This is a genomic window from Solilutibacter tolerans (genome assembly GCF_900155935.1).
In the GTDB taxonomy this organism is placed as follows: Bacteria; Pseudomonadota; Gammaproteobacteria; order Xanthomonadales; family Xanthomonadaceae; genus Solilutibacter; species Solilutibacter tolerans.
Window position 1 is genome coordinate 219,651 of sequence record NZ_FTLW01000005.1, and the last position, 21,065, is coordinate 240,715.

A 21,065-nucleotide genomic window follows, 5' to 3' on the forward strand; every position below is an offset into this window, starting at 1 on the left:
ATGAACATCCCGCGCATACGGAAGGCGGTCTTTCCTGTCGCAGGGCTAGGCACGCGTTTCCTCCCGGCAACAAAAACAGTGCCCAAAGAAATGCTGCCCATCGTTGACAAGCCGCTGATCCAGTACGCGGTCGACGAGGCGATTGAGGCGGGATGCGACACTTTGGTATTCATCACCAATCGCTACAAGCATGCAGTTGCCGACTACTTTGACAAGGCGTACGAACTTGAGCAGAAGCTCGAGAAGGCGGGCAAAGAAAAGCAGCTCGAGTTGATTCGCAATGTACTGCCGCCGGGCGTGCGCGCGATTTTCGTCACCCAGCCCGAAGCTCTTGGACTGGGCCACGCTGTGCTGTGCGCGAAAGAAGTGATCGGCGATGAACCTTTCGCGGTACTGTTGCCCGATGACCTGATCTGGAGCCGCGGTGACGGCGCGCTCAAGCAGATGGCCGACCATGCTGAAGCCAGTGCGCATGGTGTCATCGCCGTGCAGGATGTGCCGCGTGAGCAAACCCGTAACTACGGCATTGTGGATGCTCCAGGCTTCGAAGGGCAGGCAGGACGCATCGATGCCATCGTCGAGAAGCCCGCTCCTGAGCAGGCACCCAGCAATCTTGCAGTGGTGGGGCGCTACATCCTGCCGCCAGCGATTTTCGGTTTGCTCGAACAAACCCCTCGGGGTGCCGGCGGTGAAATCCAGCTCACCGATGCCATCGCCACGCTGTTAGCGCACAGCCAGGTGGATGCATTTCGCTTCCACGGCACGAGGTTCGATTGCGGTACGCATCTTGGTTTGATCGAGGCGACGGTACGTTACGCCCTTGATCACGAATTGTTGAGTGAACCGGCTCGCCAGATGATGCAATCGGCGTTGGACGAACTAGGCGTCGTGGAAACCTGAAGCAAAGCCTGCCTTCAGGGCGACATCTGCACGCGGATATGCATCGCCGTCGAGCGAATAATTTTTTGTGCGCCAGGTAGGAACTGAAGAGGGCCGGAGTATCCGGCCCCTTTAATCATCGCAAATTCTGCGATCACAGCGCCTCGAAAACTCCCGCTGCGCCCATGCCCGTACCGATGCACATTGTCACCATGCCGTACTTCTGCTGGTGACGACGCAAGCCATGCACGATGGTCGCGGTACGCACTGCACCGGTCGCGCCGAGCGGGTGACCCAGTGCGATTGCGCCGCCGAGCGGATTCACCTTGGACGGATCGAGCTCCGAATCACGAATGACGGCCAAGGCCTGTGCAGCGAAGGCTTCGTTCAACTCGATCCAATCGATCTGATCCTTGGTAAGGCCCGCTTGTTTCAGCGCCTTCGGGATCGCGGCAATCGGACCAATGCCCATCACTTCCGGACGCACGCCGGCGACCGAGAAGCTGACGAAGCGCGCGAGCGGGGTGAGGCCGTAATCCTTGATCGCTTGCTCGGATGCCAGCAACACGGCCGCCGCACCATCGCTCATCTGCGAGCTGTTGCCCGCGGTCACCGTGCCGCCGAACTGCGCGTTGCGGAATACCGGCTTCAGCTTGGCCAGGACTTCCATCGTGGTGCCCGGACGCGGGCCTTCATCTGTGTCTGCCATGCGATCACGGGTCAGGATGCGATCATCCGAAATATTCGGCACATGGCTGACGATGTCGTAGGGCGTGATTTCCTGCTTGAATTCGCCACGCGCGATCGCAGCAAGCGCCTTGTCGTTGGATGCGACGGCGAAGGCGTCTTGGTCTTCGCGGCTGACCTTCCATTCTTCCGCGACTTTTTCCGCGGTGATGCCCATGCCGTAGGCAATCGCCACGTTCTCGTTGCTGTTGGCGAAAACCTGCGGTGACAGTGCGACCTTGTTGCCCATCATCGGCACCATCGACATCGACTCAACACCGCCGGCCAGCATCAGGTCGGCGTTGCCGAGGCGAATCTGGTCCGCCGCCATCGCGACCGCCTGCAGGCCCGACGAACAGAAACGGTTGACCGTCTGTGCGGCGACGACATCCGGCAGGCCCGCCAGCAGTACGCCGATGCGCGCGACGTTCATGCCTTGCTCGGCTTCCGGCATCGCGCAGCCGATGATCGCATCGTCGATGCGCGAGGTGTCGATGCCCGGTGCCTGGGCGACGACCGACTTCAGCACGTGTGCCAGCAGTTCATCGGGACGGGTATTGCGGAACATGCCTTTCGGTGCCTTGCCCACAGGGGTGCGGGTGGCGGCGACGATGTAGGCCTCTTGGATTTGTTTGCTCATGATCTTGTGTCCTTGTCGTCGTCGCGGGTCAGTTGCGCAGCGGCTTGCCGGTCTTGAGCATGTGCTCGATCCGGGCTTGGGTCTTGGGTTGCTGCGCCAGTTCGACGAAATGCTTGCGTTCGAGGCGGATCAACCATTCCTCGTCGACGGTCGAATTGCGGTCCACTTCGCCGCCGCAAATCACGGTGGCGATGCGGGAAGCGAGCTCGTAGTCGTATTCGCTGATGAAGCGACCTTCCAGCATGTTGACCAGCATCATCTTGAAGGTAGCGATGCCGACGTCACCGGCGACACGAATATTGCGCGCCGGCAGCGGCGGGCGATAACCGGCTTCGGCCATCGCGAGGGCTTCGGCCTTGGCGATCTCGAGCAGCTCGAAGGCGTTCATGACCACACGATCGCCCGGACGCATCAGGCCCAGCTCCTTGGCATCCAACGCGGACGTAGAAACCTTGGCCATGGCAGCACATTCGAAGCCCTTCTTGAGTTCGGCGAAGACATCGCCATTCGGGCCCGCGGCCTGTGACGCGCGTACGGCAAATTCCTTCAATCCACCACCGGCCGGCAACAAGCCAACGCCGGCTTCAACCAAGCCGATGTAGCTCTCCAGGTGCGCGACGGTCTTGGCCGAGTGCATCTGGAATTCGCAGCCGCCGCCCAGTGCCAAACCGCGCACGGCGGTGACGACCGGCACCAGCGAGTACTTGATCGCCTGGCTGGTCTTCTGGAAGTTGGCGACCATCGCCTCGAACTGATCGATCTTGCCGTCCTTCACCAGGCCCAGCGCACCGGCGAGGTCGGCGCCGGCCGAGAACGGCTCGGCGGCCTGCCAGATCACCATGCCCTTGAATTGCTTCTCGGCGATGCGGATCGCTTCCTGCACGCCGTTGAGGACGTGATCATTGACGGTGTGCAGCTTGGTTTTGAAGCTGAGCACGGCGATGTCGTCGCCGTCATCGGCCCACAGGCGGACGCCTTCGTTTTCCCACACGGTCTTGCCTTGTACGGGCTTCTCGCCCAGCACCGGATCAGCGAAACGCTGGCGCTGGTAGACGGGCAGGGCAGAGCGCGCGACGACCTTGTCCTGCGTCGGGCTATAGCTGCCTTCGGCGCTGTACACGCCATCGCGCGACAACACCCAAGCAGGCAGCGGCGCACTGCTCATCGCCTTGCCGGCGGCGATGTCTTCGTTGATCCATTCGGCGACCTGCTTCCAGCCGGCGGCCTGCCAGGTCTCGAACGGACCGAGCTTCCAGCCGTAACCCCAGCGGATGGCGAGGTCCACGTCGCGCGCGGTCTCGGCGATGTCACCCAGGTGGTAGGCGGCGTAGTGGAACAGGTCGCGGAAAATCGCCCACAGGAACTTCGCCTGCGGATGCTCGCTAGCACGCAGCGCGGCGAACTTCTTCGCCGGGTCCTTTTCCTTGAGGATTTCGACCACTTCCGGCGCGGCGCCATCGCCCTGGGCAACGTAGTCCTGCTTGGCAACATCCAGCACCAGGATGTCCTTGCCGACCTTGCGATAGATACCGGCACCGGTCTTCTGGCCCAACGCGCCCTTGTCGACCAGCGCCTTCAACCACGCCGGTGCAGCAAAGTATTGGTGCCACGGGTCTTCCGGCAGGGTGTCAGCCATCGTCTTGATGACGTGCCCCATGGTGTCGAGGCCGACGACATCGGCGGTGCGATACGTCGCGGATTTCGGGCGGCCCAGCAGCGGGCCGGTCAGCGCATCGACGGTGTCGAAGCCGAGGTTCGACTGCGCGGTGTGATGCATCGTCGCGAGGATAGAGAACACGCCGATGCGGTTGCCGATGAAGTTCGGCGTATCGCGGCCGATCACCACGCCCTTGCCGACGTAAGTAGTCAGGAAGCTTTCCAGACCGTCCATCACCGTTTGATCGGTGTATTTGGTTGGGATAAGTTCCACCAGATACATATAACGCGGCGGGTTGAAGAAGTGCACGCCGCAGAAGCGGTAGCGCAACTCTTCCGGCAGCACGTCGGCCAACTTGTTGATGCCAAGGCCCGAGGTGTTCGAAGCCAGCACCGCGTGTGCGGGGACGTGCGGCGCTATCTTCTTGTACAGATCCTGCTTCCAATCCATGCGCTCGGCGATAGCTTCGATTACCAGGTCACAGCTTTCGAGGAGGCCCAGGTCGGTCTCGTAGTTGGCCGGGACGATGGCTTCGGCCAGCGACTTCACACCGAGCGGTGCCGGCGAGAGCTTGGTCAGGTTGGCGATGGCCTTTTGCACGATACCGTTCTTGTCGCCTTCTTTGGCAGGCAGGTCGAACAGGACGGTGTCGATGCCGGCGTTGACGAGTTGCGCAGCAATCTGCGCACCCATCACGCCCGCGCCCAGGACGGCAACGCGACGGATCAGGAGTTTTTCGGACATGTCAGGCTCCAGGGAGAGAAAGGACCGGCCGGGTCACCCCAGCACGGGAACGGGTCAGGGGGTGGCCTTGAGGCCGGCGGCGGCAAAGGCGATCAATTCATCCGCCGCGCGCTGCCGATGGGTTTCTTCGGATACGCCATGAGGGCGCTTGATCGCCCCGAAATCCGCCATGGCATAGGTCAGGGCGCCGGCCAGGAAGTCCAGCCGCCAATACAGCTGCTCTTTACTCAGTTCGGGCAGGCAGGTCGCCAGCGCCTTGGCGAAATCGCGCTGGACGTGGCCATAACGGGCGGAGAGGAATGCCCGCAGGCCGTCGTTCTTCTCGGCGTAGGCACGGGCGATGACGCGGATGAAGGCCACACCGCCGCCGCGATCCTGCGACACGGCGAGGGCAGGGATCACGAAGGCACGCAGGATTGGCTCGATGGCACCGGGTTGGGCTGCAACCGCTTGTTCCAACAGGGAAATTCGGGCGTCACTCATCTCGTCCATACGCCGCCGGAATACCTCATTGATGAGGTTTTCCTTGCTGCCGAAGTGATAATTGACCGCCGCTATGTTCACATCCGCGCGGCTGGTGACCTCGCGCAGGGAAGTGCCGGCGAAGCCTTGCTGGGCGAACAGCCCCTCGGCGGCATTGAGGATGCGGTCCTTGGTGCTGAACTGGGTCGTGGACATGCCTGCAACGCTCGATTCAAACAGTTGATTGACTTTGCGCCATCCGGTGAGCGGCGTCAAGGGCCGGGAGCGCGCAGAACCGGTTTAGTAAGGATGTGTACGTAGCGTCAAGCATTCGTTAGACTGTTTGGTGAATATTCCGCTAAGCCCGCGATTTTTCGCAGATTTGGCATCCACCACCCGAACCGCGGGCGTTTGCCCGTGGCCCAGAGAAGCCGGAGACCCCCATGGCGCAGGAGCGCACCCTTTCCATCATCAAACCCGATGCCGTTGCCAAGAACGTGATCGGCGAAATCTATTCGCGTTTCGAGAAGAATGGCCTGAAGGTCATCGCTTCGAAGATGAAGCAGTTGTCGAAGCAGGAAGCCGAAGGTTTCTATGCCGTGCATCGTGAGCGTCCGTTCTTCGGCGCGCTGGTGAACTTCATGATCTCCGGCCCGGTGATGATCCAGGTGCTGGAAGGCGAGGGCGCGGTGCTGAAGAACCGTGACCTGATGGGCGCGACCAATCCGAAGGAAGCGGCCGCCGGCACGATTCGTGCAGACTTCGCGGACTCCATCGATGCGAATGCCGTGCATGGTTCGGACTCGCTGGAGAACGCTGCGATCGAGATCGCGTACTTCTTCCCGGCCACGGACGTTTTGTCCCGCTAATGCCATGAACGACGCGCAGCCCAAGCAGAATTTGCTGGAGCTGGACCGTGATGGTCTGGAGCGCTTCTTCGTCGAAACCCTCGACGAGAAGCGCTTTCGCGCGCACCAGGTGATGAAGTGGATCCATCATCGACACGTCACCACGTTCGATGAAATGACCGATCTCGGCAAAGCGCTTCGCGCCAAGCTTGAACAACACGCCGAGATCATCGTGCCGAATGTCTTGTTCGACAAAGGGTCGGAAGACGGCACGCATAAATGGCTGCTGGGCATGGATGGCGGCAACGCCATCGAAACCGTCTACATCCCCGACAAGGGCCGCGGCACGCTATGCGTCTCCTCGCAGGTGGGCTGCGCGCTCAACTGCACGTTCTGCTCCACCGCCACCCAAGGCTTCAACCGCAACCTGTCCACCGCCGAGATCATCGGCCAGGTGTGGGCGGCGGGTCGCCACCTCGGCAACGTGCCGCATCGCGAACGTCGTCTCACCAATGTGGTGATGATGGGGATGGGCGAGCCGCTGATGAATTTCGACAACGTCGTGCGCGCGATGAGCGTGATGCGCGACGATCTGGGCTACGGCCTGGCCAACAAGCGCGTCACGCTATCGACCGCGGGTCTGGTGCCGATGATCGATCGCCTCGCCAACGAGAGCGACGTGTCCCTGGCCGTCTCGCTCCATGCGCCATTCGATGACCTGCGCAACGAGCTCGTCCCGCTCAACAAGAAATACGACATCGCCACCTTGATGGATGCCTGCGTGCGTTACGCGCAGCGCAAGAAAGGCGAATCGGTGACGTTTGAATACACGCTGATGCGCGGCGTCAATGATCAACCCGAGCATGCGCGTGCGCTCTCCAAGTTGATGCGCGATTTCGACCGTCGCGTGCAAATGAGCGATGCGGCCAAGGTCAACCTGATCCCGTTCAATCCCTTCCCGGGTACACGCTACGAGCGTTCGTCATCCGACGACATCCGTGCGTTCCAGAAGGTGCTCAACAACGCCGGCCTCGTTGCGCCGGTGCGCCGCACGCGCGGCGATGATATCGATGCCGCGTGCGGTCAGCTGAAAGGCCAGGTGCTCGATCGCACCCGTCGCCAGGCCGAACATGCCAAGCGCCTGAAAGCGCAGGAAGGAGGCGTCGATGCTGCGGCTTGATCGTCTCCTGTTGAGTGTCGCGATCGCGGGCGGACTTTTGTTTGCGTCTGGGTGCAGCCGTCTGACCTTCGTAAAGCCAGATTTGAGCAAGATGGAAGTCGAGCAGGTGCGCCAACCGGTGCGCGCGCGTGACAACGCCGCGGTCAAGGCGCGGGAATCTGCTTATCAGCTGGTCGCGGCGGCATCGACCGCCTATCAGCAAGGCGACATCGTCGGGGCGGAGAAAAATGCACGTGCCGCCTTGAAGGCGGACCCGAAATCCATCGATGCGCACACCTTGATGGGCGTGATCGCCGGGCAGCGCCGACGCACGGCCGAATCAGGTGACTGGCTGAAGAAAGCGGCGCAACTTTCACAAGGCCGTCCGGCCGAAGCATCCAATTACGGCACTTGGTTGTGTGCCAATGGCGATGCCGCAGGCTCGCTTCAATATTTCGATTACGCGGCGCAAAACCAAGCAGGCGAAGATCGTGCCGCTAGTTTGGCCAATGCCGGCACCTGCGCGTTGGGCGTTGGCATGGAACAGCGCGCCGACACCTACCTCCAGCAAGCGATCCAGTACGACCCGCAAAGCGCGCTTGCGCTTGAGTCCCTCGCTAACCTGTCGCTCAAGCGAGGCCGGGCGATGGATGCACGCGCCTATATCGAGCGCCGTTTGGATTTGCCGCCGGTGAGCGCATCCGCCCTCTCGACCGCAGCCGACGTCGAAAGTCGCTTGGGAGACACGCGCGCTGCCGCGATGTATCAGCAACGTCTCCGCTCCGAATTTCCTAACACCAACACCCCGCCTCCCGGGAACTGACTGCCATGACCATTTCCATGAGCAACGACAACACCTTAGCCTGCGGGCAACGCCTGCAAGCGGCACGAGAGCAAGCAGGATGGAGCCTGGAAGAAGCGAGCGTCCAATCGCGCATGCCCATTCGTGCACTTTCTGCGCTGGAAAGCGGAGAGTGGTCGAAGTTGGGCGCTCCGGTTTTCGTGCGTGGGCAGCTGCGTAGTTACGCCAAGCTGTTGGGCGTGGATGCCGATGCATTGCTAGCCGAGGCCGATGTTGCCCCGGTTCGTCCGGTTGAGTTGATCACCCGAGAGCACACGCCGGGTTGGGAGCGTTTCTTCAGCCAATTGGGCAGCAAGATCGTCTATGTGGTGATGACGCTCGGTTTGGCGATTCCGGTTTACATGGTGGCCACGCGCTCGCCGGTGCCGGAGCAATCGCAGCAGGCCTCCCAGAAGCCCGCGCCAGGCACGGAATTGATGCCGAAGAAGCGCGAGCCCGTCGCAGCCTCAATGACTTCTTTGCCCAAGCCAGCGCCGGCTGCGCTCAGCTTTGAATTCGATGGTGAAAGTTGGGTTCAGTTCTACGCACCCGATGGCAGCACGCTTGAGAAAGGCCTGATGAAACCGGGCGATCGCCGTCAATTCGCCGCGGGGCAATTGGGTCGCGCCGTGGTGGGCAATGTCTCCGATGTCAGGGTGGAGCGAGCCGGACAGCCAGTCGACATGACACCCTGGCTCAAGTCGAACGTTGCCCGCTTTGCGGTATCCTCTGACGGCTCGCCGGTCACCGCGGCCGAGTAAGCGTCCCGCCACCTTGTAGGTGGCGCCCTGAACCAATTTGAGAAACCGCGCCCGGCGCGGTCTGGGTAGCCGTTTCCATGGATGAACTTCTTAACGAACACGAACAAGGCGAGCGCGTCCGTTCGTGGTTGCAAAGCAACGCACTGGGCCTGATTGGCGGCATCGCCTTGGGTCTTGGCCTGATTTGGGGCTGGGCCTGGTGGAAGCAGCAGCAGGTCAACCAGCGCGACGCCGTTGCCACTGAGTACGAGCAATTTACGCAAACCCTGGCCACCAATCCTGATCAGGCAGGCAAGCTGCTCACCGGCAAGCTGGCCGGCACCTCGTATGCCGCCATCGGTGCTTTGGAGCTGGCCAAAGCCCAAGTGGACGAAGGCAAGGAAGCGGCTGCCCTCGCCACCCTGCAGGCAGCCAAGACCAGCGACCCGATGCTGGCCGAAGTGATTCGCCAGCGCACCGCCGAGCTCCTGATCTCTGCCGGCAAGGCGGAAGACGCGGTGCGCTTGCTCGGCAAGCCGACGACGCCGGCGGCGCTGGAGGTGCTGGGTGATGCCCAGGCCAAGCTCGGCAAGCCGGCCGAGGCCCAGGCTTCCTATCGTCAAGCCTTGCGCACACTCGAAGAAGGTTCACCGGAGCGTCAAGTAGTCGAGCTCAAGCTGGCGGATGTGGGTGGCAGTACCAACGCCTCCTGATTTGCATCCTGCACCGAATCTTCTTCCTTCCCCCTACAAGGAAAACTGCATGTCTTCGAATCGTCCCGTCCTTCGCATCCTGGGCATCGCTGCCTGCGTCGTCGCCTTGGGCGGCTGCGCTACCGTCAAGGGCTGGTTCGGCGGCAAGAGCGGGAAAGAGGCCAAGCCTGCAGCGCTGGTCGAGATCACTCCCGACACCAAGGTCAGCCAGCTGTGGTCCGCCAAACTGGGTGGCAGCGAAGTGCGCGTTGGCGCGCGTCAGCGTCCGGTGGTGGTGGATGGACGAGTCTATGCGGCCGGTAGTGGCTCGACCGTGCGTGCGCTGGACCTGCAAAGTGGTCAGACCGTCTGGACTTGGACGGGGGATAAAGATGCGCGCTTCGCCGGTGGTCCGGGTGTGGCCGATGGCATCGTCGCCGTGGGCGGTTTGAATGGTGAAGTCATTGCGCTTGATGCCGCGACCGGTACCGAGAAGTGGAAAGGCCAGGTACTCAACGAAGTGATCGCGGCCCCGGCTGTGGGCGGCGGCATGGTGTTCGTGCGCTCCAATGATGGCCGCGTCACCGCTTTCGATGCCGTCACTGGCGAGAAGCGCTGGGATTGGCGTTCGGACATGCCTGCACTGACCGTGCGTGGCAATGCTGGTCTCACTCTTGGCCCGGGCTTTGTATTCGTCGGCACCGACAATGGTCGCTTGGTCGCGCTTTCGGCGGCCGATGGCAACGAACTGTGGGGCCAGACCATTGCGCAGCCGGAAGGCCGCAGCGAGCTGGATCGAATGAACGATGTCGATGGTTCGCCTTTGCTTGAGGGCACCACGCTCTATGTAAGCAGCTACAAGCCGCAGACCATGGCCATCGACGCTCCCTCCGGCCAACCGATTTGGGTGGCGCAAGATCATGGCGGCGTGGGTGGCGTGGCATCGTCAGGTAGCGGTCGTTTGGCCGTGACCGATGCACAGGATGTGGTCTGGGCATTGGATGCAACCACCGGCGCAGCGCTGTGGAAGCAGCCCTCGTATCCGCGTCGTGCACTCACTGCGCCGGCTATCGTGGGCAACCACGTGGTGGTGGGTGATTTCGATGGCTACTTGCATTGGTTCTCGTTGGACGATGGTCACATGAGTGCTCGCGTGCGTACTTCGCGTAAGCCACTGCGTGCACAGCCGGTGGTGGCTGACGGCATCCTGTTGGTTCAGGACACCGATGGCGGCCTGACTGCCTACCGCGCAGGCCAATAGTCCATGTTGCCGACCGTTGCGCTGGTAGGGCGGCCCAATGTCGGCAAGTCCACGCTCTTCAATGCGCTGACCCGCACTCGCGACGCGCTGGTCCATGATCAGCCAGGCGTGACCCGTGATCGCCATTACGGTGTCTGTCGCCTACAGGAAGACCGGCCCTTTGTGTTGGTCGATACGGGCGGTATCGCGGGTGATGAGGAAGGTCTGGCTGGTGCCACTGCGCGCCAGGCGCGTGCGGCCGCGGAAGAGTCCGATCTCGTCTTGTTCGTCGTTGATGGCCGGGAAGGGCCGTCAGCGCTGGATGACGAAATCCTGAGCTGGCTGCGCAAATCCGGTCGTCCCGTGCTTTTGGTCGTCAACAAAGTTGATGGCATCGACGCACGCCAGGCCGAAAACGAATTTGCTCGGTACGGCTTCGAGGACGTGGTGCAAACTGCGGCTTCGCACCGTGCCGGTATCGATGAATTGCTCGATGACGTCTATGCGCGCTTGCCGAATGAAGGCCGCGGCGAATCGCTGGATACGGATCCAGAGCGCGTGCGCATCGCTTTCATTGGACGCCCGAATGTCGGCAAATCGACCTTGGTGAACCGCATCCTAGGCGAGGAGCGAATGATCGCGTCTGACGTGCCGGGCACCACGCGCGATTCGATCGCCGTCGATCTGGAGCGCGATGGTCGCAAATATCGATTGATTGACACCGCCGGCCTGCGCCGCAAATCGCGCGTCGATGAAGTGGTCGAAAAATTTTCCGCAATCAAGACCCTGCAGGCGATTGAGGAATGCCAGGTCGCCGTGTTGATGTTGGATGCAACCGAAGGCGTGACGGATCAGGACGCTACTGTGCTGAGCGCGATCCTGGATGCTGGCCGAGCGCTGGTCATCGCTATCAATAAATGGGATGGTCTTAGCGACTACCAGCGTCAGCAGGCCGAGGACATGCTCCCGCGCAAGCTCGCCTTCGTCGATTGGGCCGAGGCCGTGCGCATCTCTGCACTGCATGGCTCCGGTCTGCGTGAGCTTTTCCGTGCAGTGCACCGCGCGCATGCCTCCGCGACCCGCGAGTTCGGCACCAGCGAAGTTACCCGCGCGGTCGAGATTGCCTACGAAACCAATCCGCCACCGGTGGTACGTGGCCACGTGGCCAAGATGCGCTTCGCCCATCCGGGCGGCACTAATCCCCCGACCTTCATCGTGCACGGCACTCGCCTTCGCACGCTGTCGGATACCTACAAGCGCTATCTGGAGAATTTCTTCCGCAAGCGCTTCAAGCTGGTCGGCACGCCCGTGCGCTTTGTCTTCAAGGAAGGCGAGAACCCATACAAGGACAAGAAGAACGTTCTGTCCGATCGCCAAGTGGCCAAGAAGCGCCGGTTGATTCGTCACGTCAAACGAAAGGGTTGAAATGGCTGGCGTACGTCGCCTGACACCTGTTGAGGCGCTGGTGCGATACAAGGCTGGCGCCCGATTGATCGACGTGCGCAGCGAGGCGGAACAAGCGTCCGGCATGGCGGAGGGCGCGGAGGCAATTTCCCAAGATCTATTGTTGGAAGATGCTGCATCACGATTGCCACCAGACGCCGAGATCTTGTTGATCTGTCAGCGTGGGATGCGCTCGCTAGGCGTTGCCGAGGCTATGCTGAAGCAAGGCTTCGTCGACATCGCAAGCATCGAGGGTGGCATCGAAGCCTGGCAACGCGATGATTTGCCCACAACTGCAGCGAGCCTGGATGCGGACTTCCTTGGGCGTTACTCGCGCCAACTGCGATTGCCGCAAGTCGGCATAGTAGGGCAGCGCAAGCTGCAGCAGGCACGCGTCACCCTTATCGGCGCCGGTGGTTTGGGCGCACCGGCTGCGTTCTATCTTGCGGCGGCAGGCGTCGGGCATTTGCGCCTGGTCGATGATGACATCGTCGAGCGCAGCAACCTGCAGCGGCAGATATTGCATGTGGATGCAGGGGTGGATTTCGCTGCGAAGGTCGATTCCGCACGTGAGCGTTTGCTTGCGTTGAACCCTAAGATCGAGGTTGAAGCGGTGCGTGTACGCATCGATGCCGACAATGTCGATGCCTACGTCAGCGACGCCGACGTGGTGATGGATGGCGCGGATAATTTTCCTGCACGTCATGCACTCAACGATGCTTGCATACGGTTGGGCAAGCCCTTGGTCTATGGCGCCGTGCAGCGTTTCGATGGTCAGGCAAGCGTGTTCGATGCCGGGCGCCAGCGAGGCGTTGCGCCGTGTTACCGCTGCCTGTTTCCCGAGGCACCGGACGACGCCCCCAATTGCGCAGAAGCCGGGGTGCTCGGCGTCGTGCCCGGCATCATTGGTTTGGTGCAAGCGAACGAAGTGATCAAGTTGATCCTGAACGTCGGCGATCCTTTGATAGGTCGATTGCTGCAGTTCGATGCATTGGCAATGCGCTTTCGTGAAACCCGATTGCGCGCCGATCCGGATTGCCCGGCCTGCGGCAAGCGCGACTAACGCAGAAATGCCCGCAATGCCTCTATGTAGGCAGGATTCGCGGACAGATTGTTGTGATCACCTTCGATGGTCACTACGCGCGTGCTCGTAGGGAGCGCAAGCAACAGTGCATCGGTATTTTTCGAGGGGATCACCTCGTCATCAGTCGCGCGGATCACAAGCGTGGGTTGCGTGCGTGCGCACAGCCAATCCGCGCTGTCGTAGCGCTCACGCATCAGCAAGTTCACCGGCAACCATGGGTAATGTGACTTTGCGACATGGCTAAGTGAGTCGAAGGGCGTGATCAACACCAATTTCGTGGCCGTTCGTTGGCTGGCCACCCAACTGGCGACGCCACTGCCCAAGCTACGACCCACCAGGGCAACCGGTTGGCCGGAATGTCGCCGGGCGACTTCGTCATACACCGCCAACGCATCGGTCAGGATCGCATCGCGCGATGGCTCGCCATCGCTGCCGCCATAGCCGCGATATGGCACTAGGTACGCTGTCCAACCGGGGCAGCACTCGGCCAATAGCGCTCGTGCTTGTTGCAGAGTTTCCGCATTGCCGCCGAAGTAGAGCAGGGCGCGCGATTGCCCAGGGCGGTCCACCCAACCACGCAAATGCACGCCATCGGGGCGGACCAGATCGAATGTGCTGGCAATGGTGGCATCGCCACGGGTCATGTCGGGGTAATAGATCAGCCGTCGCTGGCCGAAATAGAAACCGGCCAACACCGCGCCGATAATCAGTGCGATGAGTACCCCCAGGCCCAAGATCAGCTTCAAATCGACTCTCCCATGCAGGTGAAAACAGCATGCGGCATATCGCCGCTGGCCGCGGGCCGCATCGACCGGGATAATGGCGCGTCCCCGTCGGTGCCACATGAATCATGACCCAAGCTCGAATCCTGGATGGCAAGCGCATCGCCGATGACGCTTTGCACGTGATGAAGGCAGAAGTCGATGCGCGGTTGGCGGCCGGCAAACGTCGCCCCGGCCTGGCGGTGGTGCTGGTGGGTAACGATCCCGCCTCGCAGTCCTACGTGCGCAACAAGCGCCGTGCGGCGGAGATCGTCGGCATCCAGACTTTCGACCATAACCTTGCCGAAACGACCGAAGAGGAGCTGCTGGCCCTCATCGACCAGCTCAATGCAGATCCGAGCGTGCATGGAATTCTGGTCCAACTGCCTCTGCCGGGAATTCCTGATGCCAGCCGCTTGATCGAGCGGATTGACCCGCACAAGGATGTCGACGGCTTCCACCCGATGAATGTTGGCCATCTGGCGCTGCGCCAATTCGGCCTGCGCCCCTGCACTCCGCGCGGCATCATGCATCTCCTCAACCAGACCGGTGAGCCGATTCGCGGCGCGAATGCCACGATCGTGGGTGTATCCAACCACGTTGGCCGGCCAATGGCGATGGAGCTCCTCATCGCGGGCAGCACGGTCACCTGCTGCCACCGTTTCACCCCGCCCGAGGTGCTGGAAGCCTCGGTGCGCAACGCCGATATCCTGGTGGTGGCGGTGGGTAAACCGGCCTTGATACCGGGTGAATGGGTTAAACCGGGCGCAGTGGTGATCGATGTCGGCATCAACCGCACTGACGATGGCCGCCTGGTCGGCGATATCGGCTTCGATGCCGCGGCCGAGCGGGCCGGCTGGATCACCCCGGTCCCGGGCGGGGTAGGGCCGATGACGGTCGCCACCTTGATGCGCAACACCTTGGAAGCCGCCGAGCTGGCCGACGCGGGGGACTGACTGGCAAGCTGACGCGAGCTTTGCTGTCGCGGTACAATGTCGCGCTTCCCAGCCCCCGGAACCCGTATGCTCCGCATCCTGGCAGAAGCACTCACCTACGACGATGTCTCCCTCGTCCCGGCGCACTCCGTCGTCCTGCCCAAGGACGTGTCGCTCTCCTCGAAACTGACCAATAGCCTGCGCCTGAATCTGCCGATCGTCTCGGCGGCGATGGACACGGTCACCGATGCGCGTCTTGCCATCGCGATGGCGCAACTGGGCGGCATCGGCATCCTGCACAAGAACATGAGCTGGCAGGAACAGGCCCGCGCCGTCGAGCAGGTCAAGAATTTCGAATCCGGCATCATCCGCGAGCCGTTCACGGTCACGCCGGATACGTCGATTGGCGAAGTGCTGAAACTCACTCGCGCCCGCAACATCAGCGGGGTGCCGGTGGTGGATGCGGATGGTCAACTGGTTGGCATCGTCACTGGTCGTGACATGCGCTTCGAGAAGAAGCTGGACGATCCGGTCTACAACATCATGACCCGCAAGGAAAAGCTGATCACGGTGAAAGAAGGCGCCAGCGACGATGAAGTGCTGGAGAAACTACACCGGAATCGCATCGAAAAAGTGCTGGTCATCAACGATGATTTCGCGCTGCGTGGCCTGATCACCGTCAAGGACATCCAGAAGAAGCGCGACAACCCGAACGCGGCCTACGATCCGGACGAGCAGCTGCTCGTGGGTGCGGCGGTTGGCGTCGGCGGCGATACCGAGCAGCGCATCGAAGCCTTGGTGGAGGCCGAAGTCGACGTGATCATCGTCGATACCGCGCACGGTCATTCGCAGGGCGTGATCGAGCGCGTGGCGTGGGCGAAAAAGCACTATCCGAAGCTGCAAGTCATTGGCGGCAACATCGTCACAGGCGATGCCGCGTTGGCGTTGATGGATGCGGGCGCGGATGCGGTAAAGGTCGGTGTGGGTCCGGGTTCGATCTGCACCACGCGCATCGTGGCTGGCGTCGGCGTACCGCAGGTGACCGCCATCTCGATGGTGGCTGAAGCCCTGCAGGACCGCATCCCGCTGATCGCCGATGGTGGCATTCGCTATTCGGGTGACATCGGCAAGGCACTGGTCGCGGGCGCATCGACCATCATGATCGGTGGCCTGTTTGCCGGTACCGAAGAATCGCCGGGCGAAACCGAACTCTTCCAGGGCCGCAGCTACAAGAGCTATCGCGGTATGGGGTCGCTGGGCGCGATGGAGAAGGGCTCGAAAGACCGCTACTTCCAGGATTCCAGCGACGCCGACAAGTTGGTGCCGGAAGGCATCGAAGGTCGCGTACCGTATCGCGGGCCGCTGTCGGCGGTGGTACACCAACTCGCAGGTGGCCTGCGCGCGACGATGGGCTATGTGGGCTGCGCCAGCATCGAAGAGATGCGCGCCAAGCCGCAGTTCGTCAAGGTGACCGGCGCGGGCCAGCGTGAGAGCCACGTCCACGACGTGCAGATCACCAAGGAACCGCCGAATTATCGGGCTGGGTGAGGAATGAAGGTCGTGACGCAATTGATGCGCACGATTTTTCTTCTCTTTACGTTTGCTTTTTTTCTAATCCTAGTTTGTTGGTGGTTCATTCCTGTGACGCTTGGCCCGACCGATCAATGTCTGGATCGGGGCGGTGCGTGGGATTACACCATCGATAGATGCGTTACTGATTATCAACCGGCACCACCACCCAAATGACCGACATCCACAGCGACAAGATCCTGATCCTCGATTTCGGCGCGCAATACACGCAGCTGATTGCTCGCCGCATCCGCGAGATCGGCGTGTACTGCGAGATCTGGGCCTGGGATCATGATCCTTCTGAAATCGCTGCGTTCGGCGCGAAGGGCATCATCCTCTCGGGTGGCCCGGAGTCGACCACGCTGCCGGGTGCGCCTGCCGCGCCCCAACAAGTCTTCGACAGCGGACTGCCGCTGCTCGGTATCTGCTACGGGATGCAGACGCTCGCCGCGCAACTGGGCGGCGCGACCGAAGCTGCGGATCAACGCGAGTTCGGCCATGCGGAAGTCGAAATCACCACGCCGGATGCCTTGTTCAAGGGCTTGAGCGATCACGACGGCGCGCCGCGCATCGATGTGTGGATGAGCCACGGCGATCATGTCGCCCAGGCGCCGCCGGGATTCAACATCACCGCCACCACCGATCGCATCCCGGTCGCTGCGATGTCGTGTGAGGCCAAGCGCTGGTACGGCGTGCAGTTCCATCCCGAAGTCACCCACACCAAGCAAGGGCAGGAGCTGCTGCGCCGTTTCGTGGTGGATGTCTGTGGCTGCCAGACGCTGTGGACGGCGGCCAACATCATCGAGGACCAGATCGCGCGCGTGCGCGAGCAAGTGGGTTCCGATGAAGTGATTTTGGGCCTGTCGGGCGGCGTGGATTCTTCAGTGGTCGCTGCGCTGTTGCACAAGGCCATCGGCGACCAGCTCACTTGCGTCTTCGTCGATACCGGCCTCTTGCGTTGGAACGAAGGCGACCAGGTCATGGCGATGTTCGCTGCCGAAGCCGACAAGGGCGGCATGGGCGTCAAGGTGATTCGGGTCAACGCGGCCGATCGCTATTTCAAGGCGCTTGAAGGCGTCAGCGACCCGGAAGCCAAGCGCAAGATCATCGGCAACCTCTTCATCGAGATCTTCGATGAAGAATCGAACAAGTTGAAGAATGCCAAGTGGCTGGCGCAGGGCACGATTTATCCGGACGTGATCGAATCGGCCGGCAGCAAGACCGGCAAGGCGCACGTGATCAAGAGTCATCACAACGTCGGCGGCCTGCCCGAAAATATGAAGCTGGGCTTGGTCGAGCCGCTGCGCGAATTGTTCAAGGATGAAGTGCGCCGCCTGGGCGTGGAACTCGGCCTGCCGCGCGAGATGGTTTATCGCCATCCGTTCCCGGGCCCGGGCCTCGGCGTTCGCATCTTGGGCGAAGTGAAACGCGAATACGCCGAGCTGTTGGCCAAGGCTGATGCGATTTACATCGAGGAACTGCGCAAGGCAGATCTGTACGACAAGACGTCACAGGCGTTCGCCGTATTCCTGCCGGTGAAGTCGGTGGGCGTTGTGGGCGATGCGCGTGCCTACGAATGGGTGATCGCGCTGCGTGCGGTCGAGACCATCGACTTTATGACCGCGCATTGGGCGCACCTGCCGTATGACTTCCTCGGTACGGTGAGCAACCGCATCATCAACGAACTGCGTGGCGTGTCGCGCGTGGTGTATGACATCAGCGGCAAGCCGCCGGCGACCATTGAATGGGAGTGATGCCGCCGTCCGACGAGGACTGGATGCGCCAAGCACTGGCCTTGGCTGAGCGCGCACAGCAAGAGGATGACGAGATCCCGGTTGGCGCATTGGTGGTGGATGCCGATGGCCAACTGATCGGAGAAGGCTGGAACCGCAACATCGCCGAACATGATCCCAGCGCGCATGCGGAGATCGTGGCGTTGCGCAGGGCAGGGCAGGCGTTGGGCAATCATCGCTTGGTCGGCTGCACCCTCTACGTGACCCTGGAGCCCTGTGCGATGTGCGCGATGGCGATGGTGCATGCGCGCGTCGCACGGGTCGTCTATGGCGCAGCGGACCCCAAGACCGGTGCCGCAGGCAGTGTCTTCAATTTGTTGGCGGACCCCCGTCACAACCATCGTGTCGAGGTAGTGGCGGGCGTGTTGGCCGAAGAAGCCAGTACGCGGTTGACCAATTATTTCCGTGCCAAGCGCGGCAAGCCTGCGATCTGATCAGGCGCGCCGGCGGGCCAGTTCCTGGTCCAGTTCCACGTCGAAACTGCCCACGGCAAGGCTCACCTCGCGCCACATGGCGAAGCATGCGCCGAGCAGGAAGGCCACACCTATCAGTGCGAGCACGGTGGGGATCATCCCCAACTTGAACCCCAGGAAAGCATCACCCGCCAAGGCGAGACTGGTGCCGACGAAGCTGCCCATGCCGAGGTAGAGCATCTGACAGGCGCGCAGCACCCACTGTGCGCGCTGGCGATGGCGATTGATCTGGATGTCGCGGTGCTCGCGGTCAGGTGCGTCATGCGCCCACTCAACAATCAGCGAGCGAAGCCGATCAACCACGCGGGCCAATCGTGTATTGGCAGACACCAGTAAGGATGCGGTGGCGGTCATCAGCAACGCGGGGGCCAGCATCGCGGTCAGGATCGCGTGATGGGCAGTGTCCAGGAACTGGAACATGGGTCGGATCCATTGGGTGACGGGCTATGATGCCAACGATTCCACATGCATGCGAACCATGTCCGAAACCAATGCTTCTTCTTTGCGGCTGATCTGGATCGATCTCGAAATGACCGGGCTCGATACACAGCGTGATTCCATCCTCGAAATCGCCACCGTGGTGACGGATGCCGAGTTGACCATTCTCGCCGAAGGGCCTGAGTTGGCCATCGCACACTCGCTGGCCACATTGGAGGCGATGGACGATTGGAACCGCAATCAACACACCAAGTCCGGTTTGTGGAAGCGATCGATCGAGCAGGGCGTCTCGATGCAGGAGGCCGAAGCACTCACGCTCGAATTCCTACGAAAGTGGGTGCCCGAGCGTGCGTCGCCGATGTGTGGCAACTCCATTTGCCAGGACCGCCGTTTCATGCACCGCCAAATGCCGATGCTGGAACGTTACTTTCACTACCGTAATCTGGATGTCAGCACGTTGAAAGAGTTGGCCCGACGTTGGGCCCCGCAATTGTTGGTTGGATTCCAGAAAGAAAGTGCGCACACGGCACTGAGTGACGTGCGCGATTCCATCGCAGAACTTGCGTACTACCGCCAGCACATCGGTGCGTTGGCGGTGGGGTAAGTAGTTCAGGTTTGGGGCGTGGGCTTGACCACATCCCCATCATCCGCGACTCCGCGCAGCAAGATGTCGGCGATCGGGCGGCCATCGGCGTCGCGGTGATAGACGTGCAGGTCACGCTGCGGATAGGGGATGTTGAGCCCGTGTTCGATGAGCTGGTTGCGCACGGCCTCGGTGACCTTGCTGCGTGCTTCGATGTAGTCATCGTTGCGGGCGAAGGCCTGCAGCACCAGATCCACGCTGCTTTCGCCCAGATTCACCACGCGCACCACGGGCTCGGGGTTCTTGGAGAGCAGTGGCTCGTTTTCGGCGATTTCCATCAGCACTTTTCGCGCGAGATGCAGATCATCGTCATAGCCAACCCCCACGGTGATATCCATGCGCCGCTGTGGCAGGGTGCTGAAATTGATGATCGGCGCGGTCGTGATCTCGCTATTGGGCAGGATGATCACGCGATGATCGAACGCACGCAGGCGTGTCTGGAAGACGCGCACTTCAAGTACCGTGCCTTCCTGGCCTGCGGCGATCACATGGTCACCTGTGCGGAAGGGGCGCAGCACAATCAACATCACGCCCGATGCGATGTTGGACAACGAGTCCTTGAGCGCCAAACCGACGGCAAGGCCGGCTGCGCCGAGGATCGCGAACATGGATGTCGTTGGCACACCCAGTGCGCTCAGCGCGGTCATGATGACCAGCACCAGCATCACTGCATAAGCGATGTTGCGTAGAAAGCCGCCTAGCGTGACATCCACGCCTGCGCGGCCCATCACCCGGTCCAGACCGTTGCTAAGGCGCTTGGCCAGCCAGCGGCCCACGACAAAGATGATGACAGCAGCTAAAAGCTTGAGCCCCCAGGTTTCCAGTAATTGCAGCCAATCGACGCCTTTGACCTCTTTCACTAGTTCGGATGAGTTGGCTTCGGCGGTGGTTAGGAAATTCAACGGCATGGGGGCTCCAGATGACACGCACGCCCCAGGCGGGGCGTGTTGAATAATCTGTGCATGGTACCGGTGGCTAGCTGAAAGAAGCGTTGATCAGAGTACGGGCGACATCATGCCGATGGCGTTTTGCAGCAGACGCCGGTGATATGGCCAGGCCTGGACCTCACGTGCATCGACGGGGTGAGATACTGATGCGTAGCCCAGTTGGCGCTCGCGGATCGTTTGAGTGACGGCGCGATCGGTGATGAGTAGATTGTTTTCATAATTCAGCTCAAGGCTGCGGCGATCCATATTGGCCGAGCCGACCAATGCGATCTCACCATCAACGGCCATGGATTTCGTATGCAAGAGGCCCAGCGGATATTCCAGCACGGTCACGCCGCAGGCCAAAAGATC

Annotated in this window: 21 protein-coding genes; 14 read left to right on the top strand and 7 right to left on the bottom strand. The window is 61.5% G+C overall.

All coding sequences use genetic code 11. The features are described from left to right. On the top strand, window positions 1-900 hold the full coding sequence (gene galU, locus BW989_RS11360; protein WP_076588344.1) for a UTP--glucose-1-phosphate uridylyltransferase GalU: 900 nt from the start codon (window positions 1-3) through the stop codon (window positions 898-900). 133 nt (window positions 901-1,033) lie between these two features. Here galU and BW989_RS11365 read toward each other — a convergent pair whose 3' ends face one another. Genes BW989_RS11365 through BW989_RS11375 form a run of 3 tightly spaced genes read right to left on the bottom strand, consistent with a single transcriptional unit; the run spans window position 1,034 to window position 5,324 of the window. After that, window positions 1,034-2,245, bottom strand: a complete 1,212-nt coding sequence (locus BW989_RS11365; protein WP_076588346.1) for an acetyl-CoA C-acyltransferase — start codon at window positions 2,243-2,245, stop codon at window positions 1,034-1,036. 28 nt (window positions 2,246-2,273) lie between these two features. After that, window positions 2,274-4,646 carry a 3-hydroxyacyl-CoA dehydrogenase/enoyl-CoA hydratase family protein gene (locus tag BW989_RS11370; RefSeq protein ID WP_076588348.1) on the bottom strand — a complete coding sequence of 791 codons (2,373 nt, stop codon included), beginning with the start codon at window positions 4,644-4,646 and terminating at the stop codon, window positions 2,274-2,276. Between the two features lie 54 nt (window positions 4,647-4,700). After that, complete coding sequence (locus BW989_RS11375; RefSeq protein ID WP_076588432.1) at window positions 4,701-5,324, bottom strand: TetR/AcrR family transcriptional regulator; 624 nt, start codon at window positions 5,322-5,324, stop codon at window positions 4,701-4,703. A gap of 227 nt (window positions 5,325-5,551) precedes the next feature. Here BW989_RS11375 and ndk point away from each other — a divergent pair, with 227 nt between their 5' ends. The 8 genes from ndk (at window position 5,552) to moeB (ending at window position 13,134) form a co-directional block, all read left to right on the top strand. Continuing rightward, window positions 5,552-5,977, top strand: a complete 426-nt coding sequence (ndk, locus tag BW989_RS11380; protein ID WP_076588350.1) for a nucleoside-diphosphate kinase — start codon at window positions 5,552-5,554, stop codon at window positions 5,975-5,977. A 4-nt stretch (window positions 5,978-5,981) separates the two neighbouring features. Further along, window positions 5,982-7,136: a dual-specificity RNA methyltransferase RlmN gene (gene rlmN, locus BW989_RS11385; RefSeq protein ID WP_076588352.1), complete on the top strand. Its 1,155-nt coding sequence runs from the start codon at window positions 5,982-5,984 to the stop codon at window positions 7,134-7,136. Then, window positions 7,123-7,938 carry a tetratricopeptide repeat protein gene (locus BW989_RS11390; RefSeq protein ID WP_076588354.1) on the top strand — a complete coding sequence of 272 codons (816 nt, stop codon included), beginning with the start codon at window positions 7,123-7,125 and terminating at the stop codon, window positions 7,936-7,938. Before rlmN ends, BW989_RS11390 begins: the two co-directional genes overlap by 14 nt. A gap of 17 nt (window positions 7,939-7,955) precedes the next feature. Further along, entirely contained in the window at window positions 7,956-8,717 is a 762-nt protein-coding gene (locus BW989_RS11395; RefSeq protein WP_076588356.1) for a helix-turn-helix domain-containing protein, read from the top strand. Between the two features lie 77 nt (window positions 8,718-8,794). Continuing rightward, entirely contained in the window at window positions 8,795-9,409 is a 615-nt protein-coding gene (locus BW989_RS11400; protein WP_076588358.1) for a YfgM family protein, read from the top strand. A 49-nt stretch (window positions 9,410-9,458) separates the two neighbouring features. Continuing rightward, window positions 9,459-10,649 carry an outer membrane protein assembly factor BamB gene (gene bamB, locus BW989_RS11405; RefSeq protein ID WP_076588360.1) on the top strand — a complete coding sequence of 397 codons (1,191 nt, stop codon included), beginning with the start codon at window positions 9,459-9,461 and terminating at the stop codon, window positions 10,647-10,649. Window positions 10,650-10,652: 3 nt separating this feature from the next. Beyond that, on the top strand, window positions 10,653-12,053 hold the full coding sequence (gene der / locus BW989_RS11410; RefSeq protein ID WP_076588362.1) for a ribosome biogenesis GTPase Der: 1,401 nt from the start codon (window positions 10,653-10,655) through the stop codon (window positions 12,051-12,053). A gap of 1 nt (window position 12,054) precedes the next feature. Continuing rightward, a complete protein-coding gene (moeB, locus tag BW989_RS11415) occupies window positions 12,055-13,134 on the top strand; it encodes a molybdopterin-synthase adenylyltransferase MoeB (protein WP_076588364.1) in 1,080 nt (359 codons plus the stop codon). On the opposite strand, the gene BW989_RS11420 is transcribed toward moeB, so the two are convergent. Beyond that, window positions 13,131-13,901: an alpha/beta hydrolase gene (locus tag BW989_RS11420; protein WP_165688600.1), complete on the bottom strand. Its 771-nt coding sequence runs from the start codon at window positions 13,899-13,901 to the stop codon at window positions 13,131-13,133. The genes moeB and BW989_RS11420 overlap by 4 nt on opposite strands. A 104-nt stretch (window positions 13,902-14,005) precedes the next feature. Between BW989_RS11420 and folD the strand changes: the two genes are divergently transcribed. The 4 genes from folD to tadA all read left to right on the top strand — a co-directional run bounded on the left by folD (window position 14,006) and on the right by tadA (window position 18,647). Continuing rightward, window positions 14,006-14,872 (top strand): bifunctional methylenetetrahydrofolate dehydrogenase/methenyltetrahydrofolate cyclohydrolase FolD, encoded by an 867-nt coding sequence (folD, locus tag BW989_RS11425; RefSeq protein WP_076588365.1) that lies wholly within the window; start codon window positions 14,006-14,008, stop codon window positions 14,870-14,872. Window positions 14,873-14,938: 66 nt separating this feature from the next. After that, window positions 14,939-16,399, top strand: a complete 1,461-nt coding sequence (gene guaB, locus BW989_RS11430) for an IMP dehydrogenase (protein ID WP_076588367.1) — start codon at window positions 14,939-14,941, stop codon at window positions 16,397-16,399. A 194-nt stretch (window positions 16,400-16,593) separates the two neighbouring features. Next, entirely contained in the window at window positions 16,594-18,174 is a 1,581-nt protein-coding gene (guaA, locus tag BW989_RS11435) for a glutamine-hydrolyzing GMP synthase (protein WP_076588368.1), read from the top strand. Then, window positions 18,174-18,647 (top strand): tRNA adenosine(34) deaminase TadA, encoded by a 474-nt coding sequence (tadA, locus tag BW989_RS11440; RefSeq protein WP_425476661.1) that lies wholly within the window; start codon window positions 18,174-18,176, stop codon window positions 18,645-18,647. Before guaA ends, tadA begins: the two co-directional genes overlap by 1 nt. On the opposite strand, the gene BW989_RS11445 is transcribed toward tadA, so the two are convergent. Continuing rightward, window positions 18,648-19,106 (bottom strand): DUF2721 domain-containing protein, encoded by a 459-nt coding sequence (locus BW989_RS11445; protein ID WP_076588371.1) that lies wholly within the window; start codon window positions 19,104-19,106, stop codon window positions 18,648-18,650. It lies immediately after the preceding gene. A 58-nt stretch (window positions 19,107-19,164) separates the two neighbouring features. On the opposite strand from BW989_RS11445, the gene orn reads away from it, so the two are divergent. After that, window positions 19,165-19,728 (top strand): oligoribonuclease, encoded by a 564-nt coding sequence (gene orn / locus BW989_RS11450; protein ID WP_076588436.1) that lies wholly within the window; start codon window positions 19,165-19,167, stop codon window positions 19,726-19,728. A 5-nt stretch (window positions 19,729-19,733) separates the two neighbouring features. Here the strand turns inward: orn and BW989_RS11455 are convergent, their stop codons facing one another. Beyond that, a complete protein-coding gene (locus tag BW989_RS11455) occupies window positions 19,734-20,675 on the bottom strand; it encodes a mechanosensitive ion channel family protein (RefSeq protein ID WP_076588373.1) in 942 nt (313 codons plus the stop codon). An 87-nt stretch (window positions 20,676-20,762) separates the two neighbouring features. Then, window positions 20,763-21,065, bottom strand: a 303-nt coding sequence (locus BW989_RS11460; RefSeq protein ID WP_242651436.1) for a phospholipase D-like domain-containing protein, incomplete at its 5' end; no start/stop codon positions are given.

Excerpts from the sequence above, each read along its gene's own strand:
- BW989_RS11375 (WP_076588432.1), bottom strand. The coding sequence starts at position 5,324 with ATGTCCACGACCCAGTTCAGCACCAAGGACCGCATCCTCAATGCCGCC.
- der (WP_076588362.1), top strand. The coding sequence starts at position 10,653 with ATGTTGCCGACCGTTGCGCTGGTAGGGCGGCCCAATGTCGGCAAGTCC.
- galU (WP_076588344.1), top strand. The coding sequence starts at position 1 with ATGAACATCCCGCGCATACGGAAGGCGGTCTTTCCTGTCGCAGGGCTA.
- rlmN (WP_076588352.1), top strand. The coding sequence starts at position 5,982 with ATGAACGACGCGCAGCCCAAGCAGAATTTGCTGGAGCTGGACCGTGAT.
- BW989_RS11400 (WP_076588358.1), top strand. The coding sequence starts at position 8,795 with ATGGATGAACTTCTTAACGAACACGAACAAGGCGAGCGCGTCCGTTCG.
- guaA (WP_076588368.1), top strand. The coding sequence starts at position 16,594 with ATGACCGACATCCACAGCGACAAGATCCTGATCCTCGATTTCGGCGCG.
- BW989_RS11455 (WP_076588373.1), bottom strand. The coding sequence starts at position 20,675 with ATGCCGTTGAATTTCCTAACCACCGCCGAAGCCAACTCATCCGAACTA.
- BW989_RS11370 (WP_076588348.1), bottom strand. The coding sequence starts at position 4,646 with ATGTCCGAAAAACTCCTGATCCGTCGCGTTGCCGTCCTGGGCGCGGGC.
- orn (WP_076588436.1), top strand. The coding sequence starts at position 19,165 with ATGTCCGAAACCAATGCTTCTTCTTTGCGGCTGATCTGGATCGATCTC.
- ndk (WP_076588350.1), top strand. The coding sequence starts at position 5,552 with ATGGCGCAGGAGCGCACCCTTTCCATCATCAAACCCGATGCCGTTGCC.
- BW989_RS11395 (WP_076588356.1), top strand. The coding sequence starts at position 7,956 with ATGAGCAACGACAACACCTTAGCCTGCGGGCAACGCCTGCAAGCGGCA.
- BW989_RS11390 (WP_076588354.1), top strand. The coding sequence starts at position 7,123 with ATGCTGCGGCTTGATCGTCTCCTGTTGAGTGTCGCGATCGCGGGCGGA.
- BW989_RS11445 (WP_076588371.1), bottom strand. The coding sequence starts at position 19,106 with ATGTTCCAGTTCCTGGACACTGCCCATCACGCGATCCTGACCGCGATG.
- folD (WP_076588365.1), top strand. The coding sequence starts at position 14,006 with ATGACCCAAGCTCGAATCCTGGATGGCAAGCGCATCGCCGATGACGCT.
- moeB (WP_076588364.1), top strand. The coding sequence starts at position 12,055 with ATGGCTGGCGTACGTCGCCTGACACCTGTTGAGGCGCTGGTGCGATAC.
- guaB (WP_076588367.1), top strand. The coding sequence starts at position 14,939 with ATGCTCCGCATCCTGGCAGAAGCACTCACCTACGACGATGTCTCCCTC.
- tadA (WP_425476661.1), top strand. The coding sequence starts at position 18,174 with ATGCCGCCGTCCGACGAGGACTGGATGCGCCAAGCACTGGCCTTGGCT.
- bamB (WP_076588360.1), top strand. The coding sequence starts at position 9,459 with ATGTCTTCGAATCGTCCCGTCCTTCGCATCCTGGGCATCGCTGCCTGC.
- BW989_RS11365 (WP_076588346.1), bottom strand. The coding sequence starts at position 2,245 with ATGAGCAAACAAATCCAAGAGGCCTACATCGTCGCCGCCACCCGCACC.